We start from the raw sequence: 22,084 nt of genomic DNA, 5'->3' as shown, positions 1-22,084 counted from the left end.
GCAGCGGGGTGGGTGGTGCGAGGCGGGCGTGCGGGTCGGGCGTGCGGGTCGGGCGTGCGGGTCGGGCGGGTGCGGGACGCCGTCACACCCACCCCGCGAGCCGGTCGTCCAGGTCCCGCCGCCAGCGCGCCAGCGCGTCGACGGGCTCCTCGCCCAGGTGCTCGCGCCAGGCGGCGGCCAGCAGCGCCTCGCGCGCGGACGCGGTCGCGGGCCGGTCGGCGGCGTTCAGCCGGCGGTGCAGCGCCGTGAGCGCGGGCAGGCCGTGGTGCCGGGCGGTGGAGGCGACGAGGGTCCACGCCGCGGCGTGGGCGCGCTGCAGCGCAGCGTCCCCGGTGCTCTCGCCGGGGCCGCCGGTGAAGTCCTCGTCGGCCGGCACGTCCACCGCCCCGCCGGCGCCGAGGTCGCGCAGGACGGGCTCGGCCAGCGCGCGGGGGTCCAGGCCGCGCCCGGCGCGCGCCACGACGTCCGCGTACCCCTCGGCCAGCCACCGGGGCGCGGCGGGATCGGTGGACCCGCCGGCGCGGGTCGCCACGTGCACGAGCTCGTGGGTCAGGACGACGCGGCGGCCGGTGCGGGTCAGCCCGGCGAACCGCCCGGCCTGCACGACCACGCGCGCCGCGCCGCGCCGGCCGCCGGGCAGGTCGTGCCGGCCGCCGGTGGTCAGCGCGTCGACGAGGGCGGCCCGCTGCTCGCTCGTCCCGGCCAGCCGGGCCGCGGCCGCGGCGTCCGCCGCCACGAGCACCGCCGCGCGGGGCGGGTCGGCGCCCCAGGCGGCGCCCGCGCGCGCGGCGGCGTCCGCGAGGTCGGCGCCCACGTCGGCGGCCACCGCGGCGACCACGTCGGTCACCGCGTCGGTCACCGCGCCGGTGGTCGCACCGGTGGTCGCACCGGCGGTCGCACCGGCGGCCGGTGCTCCGGTGCGCACGAGCACCACGGCGCCGCCGGGGACCTCGCGCACCTCGAGCGCGCCGACCTCCCACGGCTGGACGGGCCCGTCGACCGGCCCGGGGGCCAGCCACCAGCGCTCGCCGTCGCGGCGCAGGCCGAGGACGGCGGCGGCGGTGGCCGTGCGCCCCTCACCGGGCAGCCGCGAGCGCAGGACCACGTGCGCGGACGCGCCGACGCCCCCGCCGGGGCCGGTGCGCGGAGCCGTGAGGGCGGTGACGTCGGCGGCCAGCTCCAGCGGGCGGGCCGCGGCGGCCCGCCCGTCGCGCAGGCGCAGCAGGTCGCGCTCGGCGGCCGTGCGGGTGAGCACAGGCACGGCGGCGGCGGCGAGGTCACCGGCCAGCAGCGCGTCCGCGCGCCGGCGCAGCAGCGAGCGGACGTGCTCGACGCGCAGCTCGTGCACGGCCCCGGCGCGGCCGGACGGTGAGCAGCCGGCGACCAGCGCGCACCCGGCGGAGACGAGCAGCGCCCGGCGCGGGAACGGCGGCACCCGCGCATCCTCGCACCGCCGCCGGGCGCCGCGGCGCGCCGGCGCGACGCGGCTCAGACGCGGCTCAGCCCGCGGCTCAGCCCGCGGCCCGGGACCGCGCCCGGCGCGGTCGTGACCCCGCGGCCGGAGCCGGGGGGACGTCGGGCGCGGGGCCCGGCGCCGGTGCCAGCCGCAGCGGCGGCACGAGACCGGCGCCGGCGAGCACGGCGACGGCCCGGCGCTCGTCGTCGTCGAGCGCGGGCGGGCCCGCCCGGCCGGGCACGTCCGGCACGCCGAGCAGGACGGACACCACGCAGCCGTCGCACGCCCGCGGTCGGGCGGTGCACGTGTCGCAGTCGATGAGCATCGGTCGGCCTCCCGCGGAGCTGCCCGGGCCGGCGGCCCGTCCGGTCCCCCGACCGGCACGCGCACCGTAGGAGCCGCCTCCGACACGAGGCCCGCACCGGCCCCGCGCACGCCCCGGCGCGGGGCCCTGCGCGGGACCCTGCGCGGGGTCCGGCGCGGGGTCCGGCGGGGGTCCGGGCCGTGTCGCAGCCGCCCGGTGTCGGACGCCGTCCCTACGGTGACCGGCATGCCCCGCAGCACGACCGCGCCGCCCGCCCCGCACGGCGGGCCGGGAGCGCGCACGACCGGGCCGGCCACCCAGCCGGCCCACCAGGCGTCCTTCGACGACCTGGGCCGCCCGCTGGCGGAGACGACGTTCGTCGTGGTGGACACCGAGACGACGGGCGGGGCGCCCGCCGAGGGCGGCATCACCGAGATCGGCGCGGTCAAGGTGCGCGGCGGCGAGGTGCTGGGCGAGTTCCAGACGCTGGTGCGCCCGCCGTCGTCCATCCCGCCGTTCGTGCAGCTGCTGACGGGGATCACCGACGCGATGGTCGCCTCCGCCCCGACGGCGGCGCAGGTCCTGCCGAGCTTCCTGGAGTTCGCCCGCGGCGCGGTGCTGGTGGCCCACAACGCCCCGTACGACACGGGCTTCCTGGCGGGTGCCTGCGCCCGCGCGCAGCTGTCGTGGCCGCGCTTCGAGGTGGTCGACACGGTCGTGCTGGCCCGTCACCTCGTGGGCCCGGACGAGGCGCGCGACCGCAAGCTGGCGACGCTGGCGCGGCTGTTCGGCGCCCGCACGACGCCCGAGCACCGCGCGCTGGCCGACGCCCGCGCCACGGTCGACGTCCTGCACGCGCTGCTGGGGCGGCTGGGCAACCGGGGCGTGCAGACCCTGGAGGACCTGCAGACCTTCGCCGCGCGCGTGCCCGCGGCGCGGCGGGCCAAGAAGCACCTCGCCCTCGGGCTGCCCTCGGCACCGGGCGTCTACCAGTTCCGCGACGGGTCGGGCCGGGTGCTGTACGTGGGCACCAGCGTGGACGTGCGCCGCCGGGTGGCCAGCTACTTCACGGCCTCGGAGACGCGGCCGCGGATGACCGAGATGGTACGCGCGGCGGCCGCGGTGGTGCCGGTGGTGTGCGCGACGCCGCTGGAGGCGCGGGTGCGCGAGCTGCGGCTGATCGCCGAGCACGAGCCGCCGTACAACCGCCGCTCCAAGCGCCCGGACGCGGTGACGTGGGTGAAGCTGACCACGGACGCCTGGCCGCGCCTGTCCCTGGTGCGCCGGGTGCGCGACGACACCGCGGCCGGCGCGCAGTACCTGGGGCCGTTCCGCTCGGCGCGCACGGCGGAGCTGGCCGTGGCCGCGCTGCACGAGGCGCTGCCGCTGCGCCAGTGCACCCGCCGCATCCCCCGCGCGCCCCGCGCGGACGGGCCGGGGGCCTGCGCGCTGGCCGACCTGGGCCGGTGCGGCGCCCCGTGCCTGGGCGCCGAGCGCGGCGGGCAGGACGCCGCCTCCTACGGCGAGCTCGTCGAGCGGGCCCGCGCCGCGCTGCGCACCGACCCGGCGGGCGCCGACGCCGCCGAGGCGCTGCGCGCGGGGACCGAGCGGATGGGCCGGCTGGCGGCGCAGGAGCGCTACGAGGAGGCCGCCGTGCAGCGCGAGCGCCTGGACGCCTACCTGCGCACCGCGGCGCGCGCCCAGCGGCGCGCCCCGCTGCAGGGCACGGCCGAGCTGGTGGCCGCCCGGCGCAGCCGCCCCGACCCGGGGTGGCCGACCGGCGGCTGGGAGCTGGTGCTGGTGCGCTGGGGGCGGCTGGCGGGCACGACGCTGACCCCGCGCGGCGCGGACCCGCTGCCGCACGTGGAGGCGCTGCGGGCCACCGGGGAGGCGGTGGAGCGCCCGGAGCCGGGCCGCACCGCGGCCACCGCGGAGGAGACCGACGCGGTGCTCGACTGGCTGGAGCAGCCCGGCACCCGGCTGGTGACCGTCGAGGGCGCCGACGAGTCGCCGTGGGCGTGCCCCGTGCGCGGCGCGGGCTGGGCCCGCGAGCGCGTGCGCGGCGGGACCGGCGGCGGTGGCGCGGGCGCCGCCGCGGACGGCCGCGGCGCGGGGTCCGGGACTACGCTGGCGCCGTGATCACCGCCATCGTCAACGTGCTCGCCGACAGCCGGCGCATCCCCGAGGTCGCGCAGGCCCTGGCCGACCTGCCGGGCGTGTCCGAGGTGTACTCGGTCACCGGTGACGTCGACCTCGTGGCGATGGTGCGCGTGCGCCACCACGAGGAGCTGGCGGACGTCATCGCGGGCACGGTGAACAAGGTGGACGGCGTGCTGAGCACGACCACGAACATCGCCTTCCGCGCGTACTCGCGCCACGACCTCGAGAGCGCCTTCTCCCTCGGCGCCGACTGACGCGCACCGGCGGGCGCCGAGCCGGCGGGCGCCGAGCCGGCGGCCGGCCGGGTCAGCGCGCGCTGGCGGCCACCCAGCGCTCCAGGACGTCGGCGGCGGCGCCGCTGTCCAGCGAGCGCTCGGCGCGCCGCACCCCCTCGGCCAGGTGCTGCACCAGGTCCCCGGCCAGGTCCTCGGCGGAGTCCGCGGCCGCCGCGCCCGGTGCGCGCACCCCCGCGGCGACCATGGCGGCCGCCGCGTTGAGGACGACGGCGTCGCGCACGGGCCCGCGGCGGCCGGCCAGCAGGTCCCGCGCCACCGCGGCGTTGTGCCGCGCGTCGGCGCCGCGCAGGTCGGCCAGGGCGGCCGGGGCCATGCCGAGCGCGTCCGCGGGGTCGAGCAGGACCTCCCGCACCGCGCCGCCGAGCACGACCTGCACCCGCGCCGGGCCGGTGGTGGTCAGCTCGTCGAGACCGTCCTCGCCGCGGAAGACGAGCGCGGAGGTGCCCCGCGCGGCCAGGACGCCGGCCACGACGGGCGCCAGGCGGGCGTCGGCGACACCGACGGCGGTGGCCCCGGCGCGGGCCGGGTTGGTCAGCGGCCCCAGGACGTTGAAGGCCGTCGGCACGCCCAGCCCGCGGCGCGCGCCGGCCGCGTGGCGGAACGAGGGGTGGAAGACCTGCGCGAAGCAGAAGGTGATGCCGACCTCGACGGCCAGCCGGCCGACGTCCGCGGGCGGCAGGTCCAGGCGCACGCCGAGGGCCTCCAGGACGTCGGCGGAGCCGGAGGAGGAGGACGAGGCGCGGTTGCCGTGCTTGACGACGCGGTGCCCCGCCCCGGCCAGGACGAGGCTGGCCATGGTGGAGATGTTGACGGTGTGGGCCTGGTCGCCGCCGGTGCCGACGAGGTCGACGACGGGGCCGGGCACCTCGAGCGGGACGGCGTGCGCGAGCATCGCGTCGGCCAGGCCGGTCAGCTCGTCGACCGTCTCCCCCTTGGCGCGCAGGGCCACGAGGAAGCCGGCCAGCGGCACGTCGCCCGCCTCGCCGCTCATGACCTCGTCCATGGCCCAGGCCGTGGTCGCGGCGTCCAGGTCGCGGCCGGCCAGCAGCGCGCCGACGACCTGCGGCCAGGTCGGGCCGGCGGCGCCCGGGGGCGGGGCGGGCCGGGACGGCGCGGGGTCGGTCGGGCTGGTCATGGCGGGGTCCTCGGGCCGGCGGGCGGGGGTCGCGCCCGACCCTACTGACCCGTGCGGTCGGGCGGCCCGGCCCGAGCCGGGGCGGGCTCCCGCGGGGGCGTTCCGGGGTCACGGGGAGGTCACGTGGAGGTCACCCGGACGGCGCAACCGCGGCGTGCACGGGCTGTGACGGCGGTGTGAGCAACATCTACGACACGATGTCGGTGGGCCGGGGGGCGCTCCGCCGAGACCGTGGGGCATGATGGCCGTCGTGGCGAGTGCACAGGCTGTCCAGAGCAGTACCCCGAGCCCTGCTCACGGGTCCGTGAACCGGCCCAACATGGTGTCGGTCGGCGTCATCGTCTGGCTCGCCAGCGAGCTGATGTTCTTCGCCGGGCTCTTCGCGATGTACTTCACGATCCGGTCGGTGGCGCCCGGGCTGTGGGAGGGCGGGACGGAGCTGCTCAACGTCCCCTTCGCGGCCGTGAACACCACGATCCTCGTCATCTCCTCCTTCTGGTGCCAGTTCGGCGTCTTCGCGGCCGAGCGCTTCCAGCCCCGGCGCCTCGGGCGCCTGTGGCAGGTCGGCAAGTGGGGCATGCAGGAGTGGTTCGTCCTCACGTACGTCTTCGGCGCGATCTTCATCGCGGGCCAGGTCTTCGAGTACGCCGAGCTGGCGCTGGAGGGTCTGACCATCGCCAGCGACGCCTACGGGTCGGTCTTCATCCTCACGACCGGCTTCCACGGCATCCACGTGCTCGGCGGGCTGGTGGCGTTCCTGCTGGTGATCGCCCGCTCCTTCGCCTCCAAGCGCTTCGGCCACCAGGAGGCCACCAGCGCCATCGTCGTCAGCTACTACTGGCACTTCGTCGACGTCGTGTGGATCGGCCTGTTCACGGTCATCTACGTCCTGCAGTGACCGCCGCCGCACCCCTGACAGCCACAGACACCTGAGCACCCCGACCACGCGAGAGCTCCCGACGGAAGCGAGCACCACCACCGTGACCAGGACCCTCACCGCACTCAGCGCCCGGCGACGCCACCCGATGGCCGTCGTCCTGCTGGTCGCGCTGGCGCTCCTCCTCGTCGGAGGGCTGTACTCCGCGCTGGCGCCCCGCCCGGCGGAGGCGACCACCGCCACCGCCACCGCCGACGACGTGGAGGAGGGCCGCATCCTCTTCCTCGCCAACTGCGCCAGCTGCCACGGCCTCAACGCCGAGGGCGGCCAGGTGAACGACGGGCTGAACGCGGGGCCGTCGCTCATCGGTGCCGGCGCCGCCTCGGTCGACTTCCAGGTCGGCACCGGCCGCATGCCGCTCGCGCAGAGCGGCCCGCAGGCCGAGGAGGTCAGCAAGATCCGCTTCTCGCAGGAGCAGATCGACCAGATGGCCGCCTACGTGGCCTCGCTGGCCCCCGGCCCGGCCATCCCCACCGAGGACGTCCTCGACACCAGCGAGGCCACCGCCGAGGAGATCGCCCGCGGCGCCGCGATCTTCCGCACCAACTGCGCGATGTGCCACAACACCCAGGGCAAGGGCGGCGCGCTGACCGCCGGCAAGTACGCCCCGAGCCTGGACGGCGTCGAGGCCCGCTACATCTACGAGGCGATGACGACCGGCCCGCAGTCGATGCCGGTCTTCAACGACAACACCATCGCCCCCGAGGACAAGACCGCGATCATCGCCTGGCTGACGGCCGACAGCGAGCAGCGCCCCGACCCGGGCGGCTGGACGCTGGGGTCGCTGGGCCCGGTGAGCGAGGGCCTCTTCGCCTGGATCGCCGGCATCGGCCTCCTCATCGGGTGCTCGGTGTGGCTGGGGCTGAAGTCGTCGTGACCGCGACGGCGAGCCCCGGCACGGTCAGCACGACGACCGCGTCCGCCCCCGCGGACCGGGCGGGACACCAGGACAGGCAGGGAGCATGAGCCAGATCGAACGCGCCGAGGAGGCGCACGGGCAGAGCACCGCGGTCGCCCGGCCGACCGCCGGCGTGCCCGACCGCTTCGAGAACCCGGGTCTGCCCGCCCACCGGCACCGGATGGGCGACACCGACCCCCGGGCGGCCAAGCGCGCCGAGCGGCAGGTCGCCGTCCTGCTGCTGCTGTCGATCCTCGGCTCGATCGGGATCATCGTCTCGATCGTGGCCATCCAGTACGACGGCAGCTTCGCGCGGGTCAGCTGGTCGACCAAGGCCATCGGCCTGTCGATGTTCTTCTCGCTGTTCGCGCTCGGCGCCGGCGCCGTGCACTGGGCCAAGACGCTCATGCCCGACGACGAGCGCATCGACCACCGGCACCGCCAGCGCGGCACCGAGGCCGAGCGCGCCAAGGCCGTGGCCATCCTCAAGGAGGGCGCGGGCGAGGCGGCGCTGGGCCGCCGGCCGCTGATCCGCAACACCCTCATCGGCGCGCTGGCGCTGTTCCCCCTGCCGGCGGTGTTCTTCTTCCGGGACACCGGTCCGCTGCCGGGTGACGACCTGTCGACCACGATGTGGGAGCAGGGCACCTACCTGGTCAAGGACCCCGAGGGCGGGCGCATCCGCGCCGCCGACGTGAGCATCGGTTCCGTGGTGCACGTCATGCCCGAGGGCATCGAGGACGTCGAGCACCCGCTGAACGAGAAGGCGAAGTCGGCGGTCCTCATCATGCGCCTCGAGGAGGAGGAGCTCACCGAGAAGTCCGCGGACTGGGGTGTGAGCGGCATCGTCGCCTACTCCAAGATCTGCACCCACATGGGCTGCCCCGTGGCCCTGTACGAGCAGCAGACCCACCACCTGCTGTGCCCCTGCCACCAGTCGACGTTCGACCTGACGCAGGACTGCAAGGTGATCTTCGGCCCGGCCAAGCGACCCCTCCCGCAGCTGCCCATCGTGGTGGACGACGAGGGGTACCTGGTCGCTGAGGACGGCTTCCAGGAAGCCGTCGGCCCGAGCTTCTGGGAGCGCGGATGAGCACGTCGACACCGGTCGACAAGGCGGCCACGGGTGTCGCCAACTTCGCGGACGACACCGTCGGCGCCAGCAAGGTCGTCAACGGGTTCGCCCGCAAGGTCTTCCCCGACCACTGGTCCTTCATGCTGGGCGAGATCACGCTCTACAGCTTCGTGATCCTCCTGCTCACGGGGACCTTCCTCACCTTCTTCTACGAGCCGAGCGCCGCGGAGACGACCTACACGGGCAACTACGCCCCGCTGGCCGGTCAGCACGTCTCCCAGGCCTACGACTCGGCCCTGCGGATCTCGTTCGACGTCCGCGGCGGCCTGCTCATGCGGCAGATCCACCACTGGGCGGCGCTGGTCTTCGTCGCCGCCACCGTGGTGCACATGATGCGCGTCTTCTTCACGGGCGCCTTCCGCAAGCCGCGCGAGATCAACTGGGTCATCGGCGCCATCCTCGCCATCCTCGCGGTGTTCGAGGGCTTCACCGGTTACTCGCTGCCCGACGACCTGCTGTCCGGCACCGGCATCCGCATCGCCCAGGCGATCATGCTGGCGGTGCCGGTGATCGGCAGCTACCTCAGCTTCTTCGTCTTCGGCGGCGAGTACCCCGGCGAGGACTTCATCCCGCGCTTCTTCACCATCCACATCCTGCTGCTGCCCGCGATCATGCTGGCGCTCATCGTGGTGCACCTGATGCTCGTGGTCATCCACAAGCACACGCAGTACCCGGGCCCGGGCCGGACCGAGGACAACGTCGTCGGCTTCCCGCTCTTCCCGGTGTACATGGCGAAGGCCGGCGGCTTCTTCTTCATCGTCTTCGGCGTGCTGGCCCTCATGGGCGCCTTCGTGCAGATCAACGCGATCTGGGCCTACGGGGCGTACGACCCGTCACCGGTGACCGCGGGCTCGCAGCCCGACTGGTACATGGGCTGGCTGGACGGGGCGGTCCGCATCATGCCGGGCTGGACCGAGTTCACCCTGTTCGGCTTCACGTTCTCGATGAACATCTTCATCCCGACATCGCTGATCATCGTGCTGGTGATGGCGGTGCTGTGCCTGTACCCGTGGATCGAGCAGGCCGCGACCGGCGACCGCCGCGAGCACCACCTGCTGGACCGTCCCCGCAACCAGCCGACCCGCACCGCGCTCGGCGTCATGGCGATCACCTTCTACGTAATCCTGTGGATCTGCGGCGGCAACGACATCGTGGCCCACATGCTGGGGCTCTCGATCAACGACATCACCCGCTCGTTCCGCGTGCTGGTGTTCGTCGGGCCGGCACTGGCCTTCATCGTCACCAAGCGCATCTGCCTCGGGCTGCAGCGCAAGGACCGCGAGAAGGCCCTGCACGGCCGGGAGACGGGCCGCATCGTGCGCCTGCCGCACGGCGAGTTCATCGAGGTCCACGCCCCCCTGTCGGAGTTCGAGCGCTGGAACCTCGTGCAGCACGACGTGCAGCGCCCGATGGAGATCGAGGACCGCGTCGACGCGGGACGGCCGGACACGCTGTACGGCCGCGTCCAGCGCCGCCTGTCGAAGTTCTACTTCGAGGACCGCGTCGAGCCGGTCACGCCGGCCGAGCTCGCCGCCAGCCACGCCGAGCACCACGGTGAGCTGGAGGGCGAGGAGCACGCCTCGCTGGAGGACCGCAAGAACCCGCAGATCCAGAACTCGCTGACCACGCAGGGCTGAGCCCCCGCGGTCGGCGGACCGCAGCACGACGAGGGCCCCGGGAGCACCGCTCCCGGGGCCCTCGTCGTGCCCGCTCCCGCCGGGGCCCCTCCCCCGGCCGTGCGAGGGGCGCTCAGCCCTGCAGCGCCGAGCCCGCCCGCCACTGCTCCCAGCTGTAGCCCCAGGCGTCGAAGCCGTTGCCGGGCTCGACGGCCCGGTCGGTGCCGGTGAAGACGACGACGTCGCCGACATAGGACTGCTCGAACAGCCAGCGGGCGTCCTCCAGGCCCATGCCCGTGCAGCCGTGGCTGACGTTCGCGCGCCCGTGCGAGGCGGCCGACCAGGGGGCCGCGTGCAGGAACTCCCCGGAGTTCGTCAGCCGCATCGCGTACCGCACGGCCACGTCGTAGTACTCCGGGTCGTCCCGGCTGACCCCGGTGGTCTCGGCGTCCATCTGCCGGGACTCCTCCAGGCTCATGACGACCTTGGTGCCGCTGCGGGTGACGTACTTGCCGCCGTGCCCGTCCTGGCCCGTGGTGACGGGGATGGTGCGCAGCACCTCCCCGTCGCGCGTGACGGTCAGGGTGTGCGCCTGGACGTCCACCTGGCTGACGACGGCGGCCCCGACGTGGAAGTCGATGTCGCGGGTGACGCCCCACACGCCCGGGGCGACCTCGGTGCTCCCGAGGTCGACGTCGAGGTGGACGTCGGTCTGCGCGGGCCAGAACTCGGCGGGCCGGTACTGCACCTGCGTGGCCGACACCCAGCGCCAGGAGCCCTCGACGGGTGCCGGGCTGGTCGTCACCCGCAGCCGCTCCTCCACCAGGGCGCGCCGGTCGTCGGCGACGGCCTCGTCGAAGGTGACGATCACGGGCATCCCGACGCCGACGGTCGACCCGCTCAGCGGCGCCACGGCCGGGAAGGCGGTGACGGCCGGGTCCAGGGCGGTGAAGGAGCTGGTCCGCTCCGCGGGCGCACCGCCGGAGCCGTGCGCCGTGGCGCGCACCTCGTAGCGGGCGCCGGCGAGCAGCGGGGCGGTGCTGGTCCACGTGAGCCCGTCACCGGCGACGGCGCCCTCCAGCGGCGTCCCGTCCTGCGCGGTGACGACGACCTCGTCGAGCTGCCCGTCGGTGACGCGCACGGTCACCGGCGCGTCCAAGCGCACGTCGAGCGCCGCGTCGGCGGGCAGGACGTCGATGCGCGCCGGCGCGGGCGACGCCGTGGCGGCGGGAGCGGCCGCTCCCCCGCTGCCGCTGTCGGCCTGGCAGGCGCCCAGCGGCGCGGCCAGCGCCAGGACGAGCGCGGCGGGCACCCAGGCGCGCGCCCCCCGGCGCGCGGGCGTGCTCGGTCGACGACCACTGCTCAACGGACTGTCCTCCCCTCGGGCGCGCTGCGGCACCCGTCTCGTTCCCCCGGGCCATCGTCGCACCGCGAGGACCCCGGAGGAGGACGCTCGCCGGGCCCCGTCCGTTGCACCGGTGCGCCGAGCGGTCGCCGCTGCGGGGTCCCGACGCTCGGGAGCCCCCGACCCCTCGCCCGCCCCTGCCGTCACGAGGACGGACGTCGAGGGCACGACGTCGAGGACGTCGAGGACGTAGGACCTGGGGCAGCGGCGGCCGCCCCGGACCCGGTGAGGACCCGGCTGGTGCGCGAGCTGACCGTCCCGGCTCGGCCGCGGGGCTGGCGGCCCGGGTCGGGACCGGGCGGCAGGAGGTCGACCACCACCCGCGGGCGCTGGAGGCGCACGGCGTGGTGCGGCTGCCCGAGGAGCGCCGGCACGCGGCACCACCGAGCGGGTGCTGCGGCCTCGGCAGCCTCCCGCACCGTCTCCCCCGCGGCCGTCAGCGCGGCCGGCCGACGACCTCACCGCCGCGGTGCTGGACCTGGCCGCGCGACACCACCGGGAAGGGACGACGGGCGCCCGCACCGGCACCTGGTCGCCACCCACCCCCTGCCCGAGAGCCCGCGACCACCGTGCCTGATGTCCCGTACCGCCGGGAGCCCGCGTCGACGTCCCCGGAACCCGCGAGCAGGTGCGGCACGCCAGCGCCGCCGGCGCGAGCGCCTGGTCCCTGCTGCCCGAGGTGGAGGAGCGGTGAGGACGAGGAGGACCGGGCGGCCGCTGTGGGCCGGGCTCCGGACGCCCTCAGCCCGCTGACGTCGACGTGCCTCGTCGAGGCGCGGTGGAGGCACCCGCGCCTGCCCCCGACCCGCGTGCCCGGCCCGGCGGCTGTCCCGGTGGAGGTGAGCGATGCTCACCCCGGCGACGCGTACGGCGTTGGTCCGCGGTGCGTGACGCGCTGGGGCTCGGGGAGCCTGCTTCGACGCCGTGGGTGGGAGGTGGCACCGGCACGGTGGGACGGGTCCGCCGCGAGGCAGGGGGCTGGCGGACGTGGTCGCGGGGCCTGCCGGCACCGGTGTGGGCCACCCCGGAGCGCGACCGCCCGGACGGGGCCGCACGCACGAGGGCCGCGGCACCCGGTGGGTGTCGCGGCCCTCGTGGAGCGCTGCTCGGCGTCAGTGGGCGTGCTCGCCCGTGTAGTACTCGAACACCCAGCCGAGGATGGCCGGGATCGTGAAGACCATCCCGATGAGGAACATCCACCAGCCGACGGCCACGCCGAGGAACGCGATGGCCCCGCCGAGGGCCAGGTACAGCGGCCACCAGGAGTAGGGCGGGAAGAAGCCCTGCTCACCCGCGCCCTCGCTGATGTCGGCGCGGGCGTCGTCCTCCGGCCGCTCGTCGATGCGCCGGGCCGTGACGGCCATGTAGGCGCCGATGAGGACCGCCAGCCCACCGGTGAGCAGGAGGGCGATGAGGCCCACCCACTCGTCCCACTGGGTCAGCAGGCCGTACACGAAGCCGATCGGGATGAAGAAGAGGATGCCGCCCGAGAAGAGCCAGGTCTCCGCCTTCATGGATCAGTTCCCCCTCTTCCCGGCGATGTCCTCGTGACGACCCGACAGGTCCGCCTCGCCGTACACGTGGTCCAGCAGGTTCTTGCTGCCCGTCGGGGTGTCCCGGCCGATGACCTCGGGGTGGTGCAGGTCGAAGGCAGGCCGCTCGGAGCGGATCCGCGGCAGCGAGGTGAAGTTGTGCCGCGGCGGCGGGCAGGAGGTCGCCCACTCGAGCGAGGCGCCGTAGCCCCACGGGTCGTCCACCTCGACGCGCTGGCCGTAGCGGGCGGTCTTGTAGACGTTCCACAGGAAGGGGATGAACGACAGGCCGAGGACGAAGGAGCCGATCGTGGAGATCTGGTTCATCGTCGTGAAGCCCTCGCCGACCAGGTAGTCCGCGTAGCGGCGCGGCATGCCCGCCGCCCCCAGCCAGTGCTGGATGAGGAAGGTGGCGTGGAAGCCGATGAACAGCAGCCAGAAGTGCAGCTTGCCCAGGCCCTCGTCGAGCATCTTGCCGGTGAACTTGGGCCACCAGAAGTAGAAGCCCGCGAACATCGCGAACACGACGGTGCCGAAGACCACGTAGTGGAAGTGGGCGACGACGAAGTACGTGTCGGACAGGCCGAAGTCCAGCGGCGGCGAGGACAGGATGACGCCGGTCAGGCCGCCGAAGAGGAAGGTGACCAGGAAGCCGATCGCCCACAGCATCGGGGTGTCGAAGGTCAGCGACCCGCGCCACATGGTGCCCAGCCAGTTGAAGAACTTCACGCCCGTGGGGACCGCGATGAGCATGGTCATGAAGGCGAAGAAGGGCAGCAGCACCTTGCCGGTGACGTACATGTGGTGCGCCCACACCGTGACCGACAGGCCCGCGATGGAGATCGTCGCGAAGACCAGGCCCTTGTAGCCGAAGACCGGCTTGCGGCTGAAGACCGGGAAGATCTCCGTCACGATGCCGAAGAACGGCAGCGCGATGATGTAGACCTCCGGGTGGCCGAAGAACCAGAACAGGTGCTGCCACAGGATCGGGCCGCCCGTGGCGGCCTCGAAGACGTGGGCGTTGAGGATGCGGTCCGCCCCGAGGGCGAGCAGCGCCGCCGCCAGCACCGGGAACGCCATGAGGATCAGGACGCTCGTGATGAGCGTGTTCCAGGTGAAGATCGGCATCCGGAACATCGTCATGCCGGGCGCGCGCATGCAGATGATCGTGGTGATGAAGTTGACGGCGCCGAGGATGGTGCCGAAGCCCGAGAAGGCCAGGCCCATCACCCACAGGTTGCCGCCCAGGCCGGGCGAGTGGACGACGTCCGAGAGCGGGGCGTACGCGAACCACCCGAAGGAGGCCGCGCCGCCGGGCACGAGGAAGCCGGCCGCGGCGATGAGGCCGCCGAAGGTGAACAGCCAGTACGACAGCATGTTCAGCCGCGGGAAGGCGACGTCCGGAGCGCCGATCTGCAGCGGCATGATCGCGTTGGCGAAGGCCGAGAAGAGGGGCGTCGCGAACAGCAGCAGCATGATCGTGCCGTGCATGGTGAACGCCTGGTTGTACTCGTTCTTGGTCGTGAAGACCTGCATCCCGGGCTCGAAGAGCTCGGCCCGGATGAGCAGCGCCAGCACACCGCCGACGAGGAACCACGCGAACGAGGTGACGAAGTACAGGTTGCCGATGACCTTGTGGTCGGTCGTCGAGAACCAGGTCGCCACCTTCGACCCCCGGCGCACCGGGGTGGTCGCGCCGAGCGGCTGCCGCGTCGTGGTGACGCGGGTCGCCGCCCCGGGCGCGCCGAGGCTCTCAGTAGCCATCAGAAGTTCCCTCCGCTGTTCGCCTCGTCGCCGCCCGGGTCGATGCCCTCGCCCTCCAGGGCGCCGCCGAGCTCGGTGGGCAGGGCGCCGGTCTGGCCGGCGGCCTCGAGGTCCTCCAGGTGCTGCTGGTACTCCTCCTGGGAGACCACCTCGACGTTGAAGAGCATCTCCGAGTGGTACTCACCGCACAGCTCGGCGCACTTGCCCTGGTACGAGCCCTCCTTGGTCGGCGTCACGATGAACTCGTTCGGCGACCCGGGGATCATGTCCATCTTGAACAGGAAGGCCGGGACGTAGAAGGAGTGGATGACGTCGCGGGCGTAGAGCTCGAAGCGGACCTTCTGGTCCACCGGCAGGTAGAGCACCGGCAGGCGGTCCTCGACGTTCTCGTCGGCCGTGTTGCCGGCCTGGACGCCGGTGTCCCAGACCAGGGGGGTCTCCTGGTCGGTGTCGAGGTAGTTGAAGTCCCAGGACCACTTCTTGCCGACGACCTGGACGGTGACGTCGGTCTCCTCGTCACCGCGGTCGGTGATCGCGGCCTGGTCGACGGCCGTGTAGTAGAAGAGCACCCCGACCATCATCACGGGGACGATGGTGTAGAGGATCTCGATCGGCATGTTGTAGCGGACCTGCGGCGGCAGCTCCGGGTCGCCCTTGCGGCGCCGGTAGGCCACCACGACCCAGATCGTCAGGCCCCACACCAGGACGCCGACGACCAGCGCGGCGATCCAGGAGCCGTTCCAGAGGGTCTGGATGCGCTCGGTCATGTCGGTCGCGCCGACGCTCGCGTCGATCAGGTAGCCGTTGCCGGCGCTGGCCGCCGGCCAGTCACCTGCGGCGCAGCCACCCAGCAGCAGGGTGCCCGCCGCGGCTGCCGCAGCGGCGGTCAGCCCCTTCGCGGGACGGCGACGAGGCGTCGCGCCCGTGTCTCGCGTTCCCAACGTCGGCCTTCCCACGGTCGGTCTCTGGTCGCGGTCACCCGTCCGGACGCACCGGTGCGCGTCCGCGGCGGTCACCGCACTCCGGAGACTACCCCCCGTCGTAGGTTCCGCCAGGGCCGGGGCGCGCCGTGAAGACCTCGGGGAGGGGCAGTGCGCACGCGCGCCGCAGCAGCCGCAGGTAGTCGGCGCGCGGGACCTCCTCGACGCCGAGGGTGGCCAGGTGGTCCGTGCGCCACTGCACGTCCACCAGGCGGCCCGGCGTCCCGTCCTCCTCCAGCAGCCGGCACAGGGCCACGACGGCCGCCTTCGAGGCGTCGGTGACGCGGTGGAACTTGGACTCGGCGGCGAACAGGCCCCCCACCGCCACCCCGTACAGCCCGCCGACGAGGCGGCCGTCCAGGTGCACCTGGACCGAGTGCGCCCAGCCGAGCTCGTGCAGGCGCTGGTAGGCGGCCGCGACGGCGGGGGTGATCCAGGCGCCCGGCCGGGACGGGTCGGCGCAGCCGGCGACGACGTCGGCGAAGGCCGTGTCCACGCGCACCTCGAAGCGGCGCAGGGAGCGGGCCAGCGAGCGCGAGACGTGCACGCGGCCCGGGTGCAGGACGCCGCGGGGGTCCGGCGACCACCAGCCGACCGGGCCGCGCCCGCCGCGCCCCAGGCCCATGGGGAAGCAGCCGGCGCGGTAGGCCGCGACGAGGGTGGCCGGGTCGAGGTCGCCGCCGGCGGCGGCCAGGTCCTCCCCCGGCGCCGGGCGCAGCGCGGCGAAGTCGTACCTCGACTCCCCCAGCGGCACGGGCCCGGGGCCGCGCCGGGCGCCGGACGCGCCGACGGCCCCCGCACCGGGTGGTGCGGGGGCCGCCGGGCCGTCCGGGCCGCTCAGCGAGCGGTCCGTCAGGAGAAGGAGTCGCCGCAGGCGCAGCTGCTGCCCGCGTTGGGGTTGTCGATGGTGAAGCCCTGCTTCTCGATCGTGTCCGCGAAGTCGATGGTCGCGCCGTCCAGGTAGGGGGCGCTCATCTTGTCGACCACGAGGCCCACGCCGTCGAAGTCGCGGACGGCGTCGCCGTCGAGGTCGCGCTCGTCGAAGTAGAGCTGGTAGATCAGGCCGGAGCAGCCGCCGGGCTGGACGGCGATGCGCAGCCGCAGGTCGTCGCGGCCCTCCTGCTCCAGCAGGGCGCGGACCTTGGCGGCGGCCACGTCGGTCAGCTGGACCCCCTGCGCGGGGGCCGTGTCCTCGGTGACGGTCGTCGTGCTGGTCATGAGCATCGTCTCCGGTTCGCTCGTCGACTGCGGGGCTGCTGCAAGTGCCAACCGCGCCCGCGCCGGTCGTGTTCCCGCCGGGTGTCCCGCGGCGGGCGCGCCCGGTGCGGCGCGCGACCAGGCTACGCCGGGGACGCGCCCGCCCGCTCCACCGCGCCCGCCCCGCCCGCCAGCAGCTGCGCCAGCCCGTCCAGCAGCAGCACCTCCCCCGCGCACACGCGCGCGAAGTCGGCCAGGTGCAGCGACTCGTCGGCGCCGTGGGCGCGGCTGTCGGGGTCCTCCACGCCGGTGACGAGGATCGCCGCGCCCGGGTAGCGCTCGGCGAGGTCGGCCACGAACGGGATGGACCCGCCCATCCCGGCCTCGACGACGTCACCGGTCCCGACGCCGAAGGCCCGCGCGAAGGCGCGGCGGGCCACCTCGTGGGCCGGCGAGCCGGTGTCGGCGCGGAAGGGCCGGCCGGCCTCGCCGTCGGTGACCGTGACGCGGGCGCCGAACGGGGCGTGCTCCAGCAGGTGCCGGCGCAGCGCCGCGGCCGCCGCGGCCGGGTCCTGCCCGGGCGCCAGCCGCAGGCTCAGCTTGGCGCTCGCGCTCGGCAGCAGCGTGTTGCTCGCCGCGGCGACGGCGGGGGCGTCCACGCCCAGCACCGACAGCGCCGGGCGCGCCCACAGCCGGTCGGCCAGCGAGCCGGTCCCGGCCAGCCGGACGCCGTCGAGCACCCCGGCGTCGGCGCGGAAGACGTCCTCGGCGACCTCGACCCCGGCGGCGGCGGTGCCGGTCACCAGCCCGGCCACGGCCACGTCGCCGGCCTCGTCGTGCAGGGTGGCCAGCAGCCGGGCCAGGCAGGTCAGGGCGTCCAGGACGGGACCGCCGTTCACGCCGGAGTGCACGGCGTGCGAGAGCACGTCCACGCGCACCTCGCAGTCGACCAGGCCGCGCAGCGTCGTGGTGATCGCGGGCACGCCGACGCGCCAGTTGGCGGAGTCGGCCACGACGATGACGTCGGCGGCCAGGTCCTCGCCGTGCTCGGCCAGGAAGGCGCCGAAGGTCGGCGAGCCGACCTCCTCCTCCCCCTCGACGAAGACGGTCACGCCCACGCCGCCGTCCTCGCCCCACAGCGGGAGCAGGGTGCGCAGCGCGTGCGCGTGCGCGACGACGCCGGCCTTGTCGTCGGCGGTGCCGCGGCCGAACAGCCGCCCGTCGCGCTCGGTGGGCGTGAACGGCTCCGACGTCCAGTCCCGCGCGTCGCCCGTCGGCTGCACGTCGTGGTGGGCGTACAGCAGGACGGTGGGCCGCCCGGCCGGCGCGGGCCGGCGGGCCACCACGGCGGGCGCGCCGCCGGCGGCGGTGTGCACCCCCACCTCCGGCACCCCGCAGGCGCGCAGCAGGTCGGCCACGGCCTCCGCGCTGCGCGCGACGTCACCGGCGCGCGCCGGGTCGGCCGAGACGCTCGGGACGCGGACGAGGGCCTCGAGGTCGGCGCGGGCGGCCGGCGCCCCGGCCTCGGAGGCGGCCAGCAGGGCGGCGTCGCGGTCCGCGCCCGCGGGGGGCAGGGGGGTGGTCGTCACCCCGGCACGCTACCGGCGCCGCACCCGGCGGCCCGGGCGGGGAGCGGTGGCCGGTGACGTACCCTGGGCGCGTGTTCGGACGCTCGAAGGAGAAGCAGGCCCCCGTCGTCGTGGAGGCCCCCGTCGAGCCCGTCAGGACCGCCGGCAAGGGCCGGCCGACCCCCAAGCGCAGCGAGGCGCAGGCCCGCAACCAGCGCCCCCTGGTCCCCGCCGACCGCAAGGCGGCGCGCACGGCGAGCAAGCAGGCGCTGCGCGAGGACCGCGCCCGGATGCAGCAGGCGCTGCTGACCGGTGACGAGCGCTACCTGCCGTACCGGGACAAGGGCCCGCAGAAGCGCTTCGTGCGCGACGTCGTGGACGCCCGCCGCAACGTCGGGGAGTACTTCCTCATCATCGCCGGTGTCGCGCTCGTCATCTCGATGCTGGCCCCGGCCACCGGCTCGGTCGCGCTCATCGGCGCCACCACCCTCGTCATCTACGGGATGCTCGCGGTCGTCATCGTCGACAGCGTCCTGCTGGGCCGGCGGATCAAGCGCCTGGTCGCCGGCCGCTTCGAGACCCCCGAACGGGGTCTCGTCGGCTACGGCGTCACCCGCGCCCTGCAGATCCGCCGCCTGCGCCGGCCCGTGCCGATGGTCGACCGGGGTCACGCTCCCCGCTGAGGGGCGCACGCCGCCCTGCCGCGGGCGGGGCGGCGGGCCTAGTCTCGCGGCCATGGAGTTCCGACACCTCGGTGCGAGCGGTCTGAAGATCTCGGAGATCACCTACGGCAACTGGCTGACCCACGGGTCCCAGGTGGAGAACGACGCCGCCGTGGCGTGCGTGCACGCCGCGCTGGACGCGGGGATCTCGACGTTCGACACCGCCGACGTCTACGCCAACACCCTCGCGGAGACCGTCCTCGGGCAGGCGCTGAAGGGGCAGCGCCGGGAGAGCCTCGAGATCATGACGAAGGTCTACTTCCCCACCGGCCCCAAGGGCCACAACGACACGGGGCTCTCGCGCAAGCACGTCCTGGAGTCGATCGAGGGCTCGCTGCGCCGGCTGGGCACCGACCACGTCGACGTCTACCAGGCGCACCGCTACGACGTGGCGACGCCCCTGGAGGAGACGATGCAGGCCTTCGCGGACGTCGTCCGCCAGGGCAAGGCGCTGTACGTCGGCGTCAGCGAGTGGACCGCCGACCAGCTGCGCGAGGGCCACGCCCTGGCGAAGCAGCTGGGCTTCCAGCTCGTCTCGAACCAGCCGCAGTACTCGGCGCTGTGGCGCGTCATCGAGGGCGAGGTCGTGCCGGCCTCCCGCGAGCTGGGCGTCTCGCAGGTGGTGTGGTCGCCCATCGCCCAGGGCGTCCTGACCGGCAAGTACCGCCCCGGCGGCGCGCTGCCGGAGGGCTCGCGCGCCACGGACGAGAAGGGCGGCAAGCAGATGATCAGCCGCTGGATGCGCGACGACGTGCTCGAGCGCGTGCAGCGGCTGCGCCCCGTCGCCGAGGAGCTGGGGCTGAGCATGTCCCAGCTCGCGGTGGCCTGGGTGCTGCAGAACGACAACGTCGCCTGCGCCATCATCGGCGCCTCCCGGCCGGAGCAGGTGAAGGAGAACGTGCGCGCGGCGGGCGTGCGCATCCCGGCGGAGCTCATGAGCCGCATCGACGAGGCGCTGGGCGACGTCGTCGAGCACGACCCCGGCAAGACCCTCGAGGGGATGCCGAAGGAGCGGCTGGCCTGAGGACGGCGGGGGCGGGGCCCCGCGGCCCCGCCCCGGTCAGTCGGCCACGCGCAGGCTGACCGGCCCGTAGACCTCGGTGCCGTCGGCGAACAGGCGCGCGACCTCGACGCCCTGCTCGCGCAGGCCGCGCCACACCTCCCCGATCCACGCCTCGGCGTCGGCCTGGGTGGGGAAGACCGCGGCCGCGGCCCGCTCGTCCTCCACCGGCCGGCCCTCGGTGTCCTCGAACCGCCACGTCCAGCTCGTCGCCCTCACCCGCCCGACCGTAGGCCACGCCCGGCGGGCGCGCCGCGCTGCGGGCCCGGCGGCGGCGCGATCCCCTCGTCCTCCCCGGTGCGCCGGCGGCGCACGAGGTCGACGACGGCGGCCGCGAGCGCCAGCAGCACCAGCGCCAGGGACACCCGCAGCCCGGCCGACAGCGCGGAGCCGAAGACGGCCTGCACGTCGGCCGGCGGGGTGCCGGTGGCGGGGCCGCCGGCCCCGGACAGGCCCGCCCCGGCCAGCGAGGTGAAGAAGACCGCGGTCACGGCGGCCACGCCCACCGCCGAGCCGACCCGCTGGCCCGTCTGCAGGACCCCGCCGGCCACACCGGCCACGGCCCGGGGGACGTCGGCCAGGGTGAGCGTCTGGTTCGGGGAGATGACGAGGCCGCTGCCGGCGCCCGTGACCGCCAGGCACGCCGAGAGGGCGACGGCGCCGGCGGTGCCCTGCGCGGTGGCCGCCACGACGTCGGCGGCGGTCAGCCCGGCGGCGGAGACCAGCAGGCCGACGACGACGGTGATCCGGCCGCGGCGCACGACCTGCCGCCCGCCGACCTGGGCGGTGACGGCCGAGGCGAGGGCGAAGGGCGTCTGCACGAGCCCGGCCTGCAGCGGCGACAGGCCCAGACCGGACTGCAGGTACAGGGTGACGACGAGGAAGATGCCGGTGAACCCGGCGAAGTAGGTGATGCCCACCGCGGCGCCGTTGCTGAAGGAGCCCGTGCGCACGAGCTCGCCGCGCACGACGGGGTCGCCGCCGCGCCGGCCCAGGCGGCGCTCCCAGGCGACGAAGGCCACCAGGAGGAGGGCACCGGGGGCCAGCAGCGCCCAGCGCGCGGGCGGGGCGTCCTCGCCGGTGGTCAGGACGAACGGCAGCATCAGCAGCACGACCGCGGCGGCCAGCAGCAGGAGCCCGACGACGTCCAGGTGCAGGCCCCGCACGCCGCGGGCCCCGTCGGGGCGGGCGGACCGGTCGCGCGGCAGCCACCGCCAGGCCAGCGGCAGCAGGACCAGCCCGATGGGGACGTTGACGAGGAAGACGCCGCGCCAGCCCTCCTCGACGCCGAAGACCTGGATGATCGCCCCGCCGAGCAGCGGCCCGACGGCGGTGGACAGCCCGACGGTGGTGCCGAACGCGGCGAAGGCGCGGCCGCGCTCGGCGCCGGTGAACAGCTGCTGGATGAGGGCGAGGACCTGCGGGTTGACCAGGCCGGCGGTGACGCCCTGCAGGAGGCGGACGACCGCCAGCGCGGTCGCGGACTGCACGAGCCCGGCGAGCGCGCTGGTGAGGACGAACCCGGCCAGCCCGACGAGGAAGACGCTGCGCCGCGACCAGACGTCCCCGACGCGGCCGGCGGGCACGAGGGCCAGCCCGAACGCCAGGGCGTAGCCGGCGACGATCCACTGCACCTGGCTGGGCCCGGCGCCCAGCGATCCCTCGATGGAGGGCAGGGCGACGTTGACGATGGAGACGTCCAGCAGGGTCATGAACCCCACGGCCAGGCACACCCCCAGCGCGCGCCAGCGGGCGGGGTCGGCCTGCTCGGCGGCGGGGCCGGGGGCGGGCGCGGGCGTGCGCCCGCGCGCGGGTCCTGACGGACCGGTGGGGCTCATGCGTCTCCTCGCGGGGGTGGTGCGGACGGGCCGTCCAGCACACTCACCCCTGCCGCGGGGGACGACAACTCGAACCGGCCG

Annotated in this window: 20 protein-coding genes; 8 read left to right on the top strand and 12 right to left on the bottom strand. The window is 75.2% G+C overall.

The window, feature by feature from the left end; all coding sequences use genetic code 11:
* Positions 1 to 82 precede the first annotated feature (82 nt).
* Positions 83 to 1,435: a hypothetical protein gene (locus tag AB8M62_RS05570; protein WP_369053606.1), complete on the bottom strand. Its 1,353-nt coding sequence runs from the start codon at positions 1,433 to 1,435 to the stop codon at positions 83 to 85.
* Between the two features lie 76 nt (positions 1,436 to 1,511).
* The gene (locus tag AB8M62_RS05565; RefSeq protein WP_369053607.1) at positions 1,512 to 1,781 is read right to left on the bottom strand and encodes a hypothetical protein; all 270 of its coding nucleotides are present in this window, start codon (positions 1,779 to 1,781) and stop codon (positions 1,512 to 1,514) included.
* A gap of 225 nt (positions 1,782 to 2,006) precedes the next feature.
* Between AB8M62_RS05565 and AB8M62_RS05560 the strand changes: the two genes are divergently transcribed.
* Together AB8M62_RS05560 and AB8M62_RS05555 are read left to right on the top strand one after the other, a co-directional pair.
* The gene (locus AB8M62_RS05560) at positions 2,007 to 3,899 is read left to right on the top strand and encodes a DEDD exonuclease domain-containing protein (protein ID WP_369053609.1); all 1,893 of its coding nucleotides are present in this window, start codon (positions 2,007 to 2,009) and stop codon (positions 3,897 to 3,899) included.
* Positions 3,896 to 4,174: an Lrp/AsnC family transcriptional regulator gene (locus AB8M62_RS05555; RefSeq protein WP_369053611.1), complete on the top strand. Its 279-nt coding sequence runs from the start codon at positions 3,896 to 3,898 to the stop codon at positions 4,172 to 4,174. Before AB8M62_RS05560 ends, AB8M62_RS05555 begins: the two co-directional genes overlap by 4 nt.
* A gap of 52 nt (positions 4,175 to 4,226) precedes the next feature.
* Here AB8M62_RS05555 and trpD read toward each other — a convergent pair whose 3' ends face one another.
* Positions 4,227 to 5,351: an anthranilate phosphoribosyltransferase gene (trpD, locus tag AB8M62_RS05550; protein WP_369053613.1), complete on the bottom strand. Its 1,125-nt coding sequence runs from the start codon at positions 5,349 to 5,351 to the stop codon at positions 4,227 to 4,229.
* A 238-nt stretch (positions 5,352 to 5,589) separates the two neighbouring features.
* Here trpD and ctaE point away from each other — a divergent pair, with 238 nt between their 5' ends.
* The 4 genes from ctaE (at position 5,590) to qcrB (ending at position 9,958) form a co-directional block, all read left to right on the top strand.
* Positions 5,590 to 6,249 carry an aa3-type cytochrome oxidase subunit III gene (gene ctaE / locus AB8M62_RS05545; protein ID WP_438822198.1) on the top strand — a complete coding sequence of 220 codons (660 nt, stop codon included), beginning with the start codon at positions 5,590 to 5,592 and terminating at the stop codon, positions 6,247 to 6,249.
* A 127-nt stretch (positions 6,250 to 6,376) separates the two neighbouring features.
* Entirely contained in the window at positions 6,377 to 7,165 is a 789-nt protein-coding gene (gene qcrC / locus AB8M62_RS05540) for a cytochrome bc1 complex diheme cytochrome c subunit (protein ID WP_369053659.1), read from the top strand.
* Between the two features lie 85 nt (positions 7,166 to 7,250).
* Positions 7,251 to 8,279, top strand: coding sequence for a cytochrome bc1 complex Rieske iron-sulfur subunit (gene qcrA, locus AB8M62_RS05535; RefSeq protein WP_369053615.1), 1,029 nt, complete (start codon positions 7,251 to 7,253; stop codon positions 8,277 to 8,279).
* Positions 8,276 to 9,958 (top strand): cytochrome bc1 complex cytochrome b subunit, encoded by a 1,683-nt coding sequence (qcrB, locus tag AB8M62_RS05530; protein ID WP_369053616.1) that lies wholly within the window; start codon positions 8,276 to 8,278, stop codon positions 9,956 to 9,958. The genes qcrA and qcrB overlap by 4 nt, the downstream gene beginning before the upstream one ends.
* Positions 9,959 to 10,070: 112 nt before the next feature.
* On the opposite strand, the gene AB8M62_RS05525 is transcribed toward qcrB, so the two are convergent.
* The 7 genes from AB8M62_RS05525 to AB8M62_RS05495 all read right to left on the bottom strand — a co-directional run bounded on the left by AB8M62_RS05525 (position 10,071) and on the right by AB8M62_RS05495 (position 18,404).
* Positions 10,071 to 11,303: a L,D-transpeptidase gene (locus AB8M62_RS05525; RefSeq protein ID WP_369068899.1), complete on the bottom strand. Its 1,233-nt coding sequence runs from the start codon at positions 11,301 to 11,303 to the stop codon at positions 10,071 to 10,073.
* Positions 11,304 to 12,454: 1,151 nt separating this feature from the next.
* The gene (locus AB8M62_RS05520; RefSeq protein WP_369053618.1) at positions 12,455 to 12,856 is read right to left on the bottom strand and encodes a cytochrome c oxidase subunit 4; all 402 of its coding nucleotides are present in this window, start codon (positions 12,854 to 12,856) and stop codon (positions 12,455 to 12,457) included.
* Between the two features lie 3 nt (positions 12,857 to 12,859).
* Positions 12,860 to 14,638 carry an aa3-type cytochrome oxidase subunit I gene (ctaD, locus tag AB8M62_RS05515; RefSeq protein WP_369053619.1) on the bottom strand — a complete coding sequence of 593 codons (1,779 nt, stop codon included), beginning with the start codon at positions 14,636 to 14,638 and terminating at the stop codon, positions 12,860 to 12,862.
* On the bottom strand, positions 14,638 to 15,579 hold the full coding sequence (ctaC, locus tag AB8M62_RS05510; protein WP_369053620.1) for an aa3-type cytochrome oxidase subunit II: 942 nt from the start codon (positions 15,577 to 15,579) through the stop codon (positions 14,638 to 14,640). The genes ctaD and ctaC overlap by 1 nt, the downstream gene beginning before the upstream one ends.
* Before the next feature lie 88 nt (positions 15,580 to 15,667).
* On the bottom strand, positions 15,668 to 16,372 hold the full coding sequence (gene aat / locus AB8M62_RS05505) for a leucyl/phenylalanyl-tRNA--protein transferase (protein ID WP_373694858.1): 705 nt from the start codon (positions 16,370 to 16,372) through the stop codon (positions 15,668 to 15,670).
* 98 nt (positions 16,373 to 16,470) lie between these two features.
* Positions 16,471 to 16,836, bottom strand: a complete 366-nt coding sequence (locus AB8M62_RS05500) for a HesB/IscA family protein (protein ID WP_369053622.1) — start codon at positions 16,834 to 16,836, stop codon at positions 16,471 to 16,473.
* A 122-nt stretch (positions 16,837 to 16,958) separates the two neighbouring features.
* Positions 16,959 to 18,404, bottom strand: a complete 1,446-nt coding sequence (locus AB8M62_RS05495) for a dipeptidase (RefSeq protein ID WP_373694857.1) — start codon at positions 18,402 to 18,404, stop codon at positions 16,959 to 16,961.
* Between the two features lie 71 nt (positions 18,405 to 18,475).
* Between AB8M62_RS05495 and AB8M62_RS05490 the strand changes: the two genes are divergently transcribed.
* Positions 18,476 to 19,066 carry a DUF3043 domain-containing protein gene (locus AB8M62_RS05490; protein WP_369053624.1) on the top strand — a complete coding sequence of 197 codons (591 nt, stop codon included), beginning with the start codon at positions 18,476 to 18,478 and terminating at the stop codon, positions 19,064 to 19,066.
* A 52-nt stretch (positions 19,067 to 19,118) separates the two neighbouring features.
* Positions 19,119 to 20,129 carry an aldo/keto reductase family protein gene (locus tag AB8M62_RS05485; RefSeq protein ID WP_369068897.1) on the top strand — a complete coding sequence of 337 codons (1,011 nt, stop codon included), beginning with the start codon at positions 19,119 to 19,121 and terminating at the stop codon, positions 20,127 to 20,129.
* A 36-nt stretch (positions 20,130 to 20,165) separates the two neighbouring features.
* On the opposite strand, the gene AB8M62_RS05480 is transcribed toward AB8M62_RS05485, so the two are convergent.
* Together AB8M62_RS05480 and AB8M62_RS05475 are read right to left on the bottom strand one after the other, a co-directional pair.
* The gene (locus tag AB8M62_RS05480) at positions 20,166 to 20,384 is read right to left on the bottom strand and encodes a hypothetical protein (protein WP_369053627.1); all 219 of its coding nucleotides are present in this window, start codon (positions 20,382 to 20,384) and stop codon (positions 20,166 to 20,168) included.
* On the bottom strand, positions 20,381 to 22,003 hold the full coding sequence (locus AB8M62_RS05475) for an MFS transporter (protein WP_369053628.1): 1,623 nt from the start codon (positions 22,001 to 22,003) through the stop codon (positions 20,381 to 20,383). The genes AB8M62_RS05480 and AB8M62_RS05475 overlap by 4 nt, the downstream gene beginning before the upstream one ends.
* Between the last annotated feature and the right edge of the window lie 81 nt (positions 22,004 to 22,084).

This window comes from Kineococcus terrestris, from assembly GCF_041020755.1.
Classification (GTDB): domain Bacteria; phylum Actinomycetota; class Actinomycetes; order Actinomycetales; family Kineococcaceae; genus Kineococcus; species Kineococcus terrestris.
Note: the sequence above shows the minus strand (reverse complement) of the source record. Positions and strands in the feature narration are given on the sequence as shown.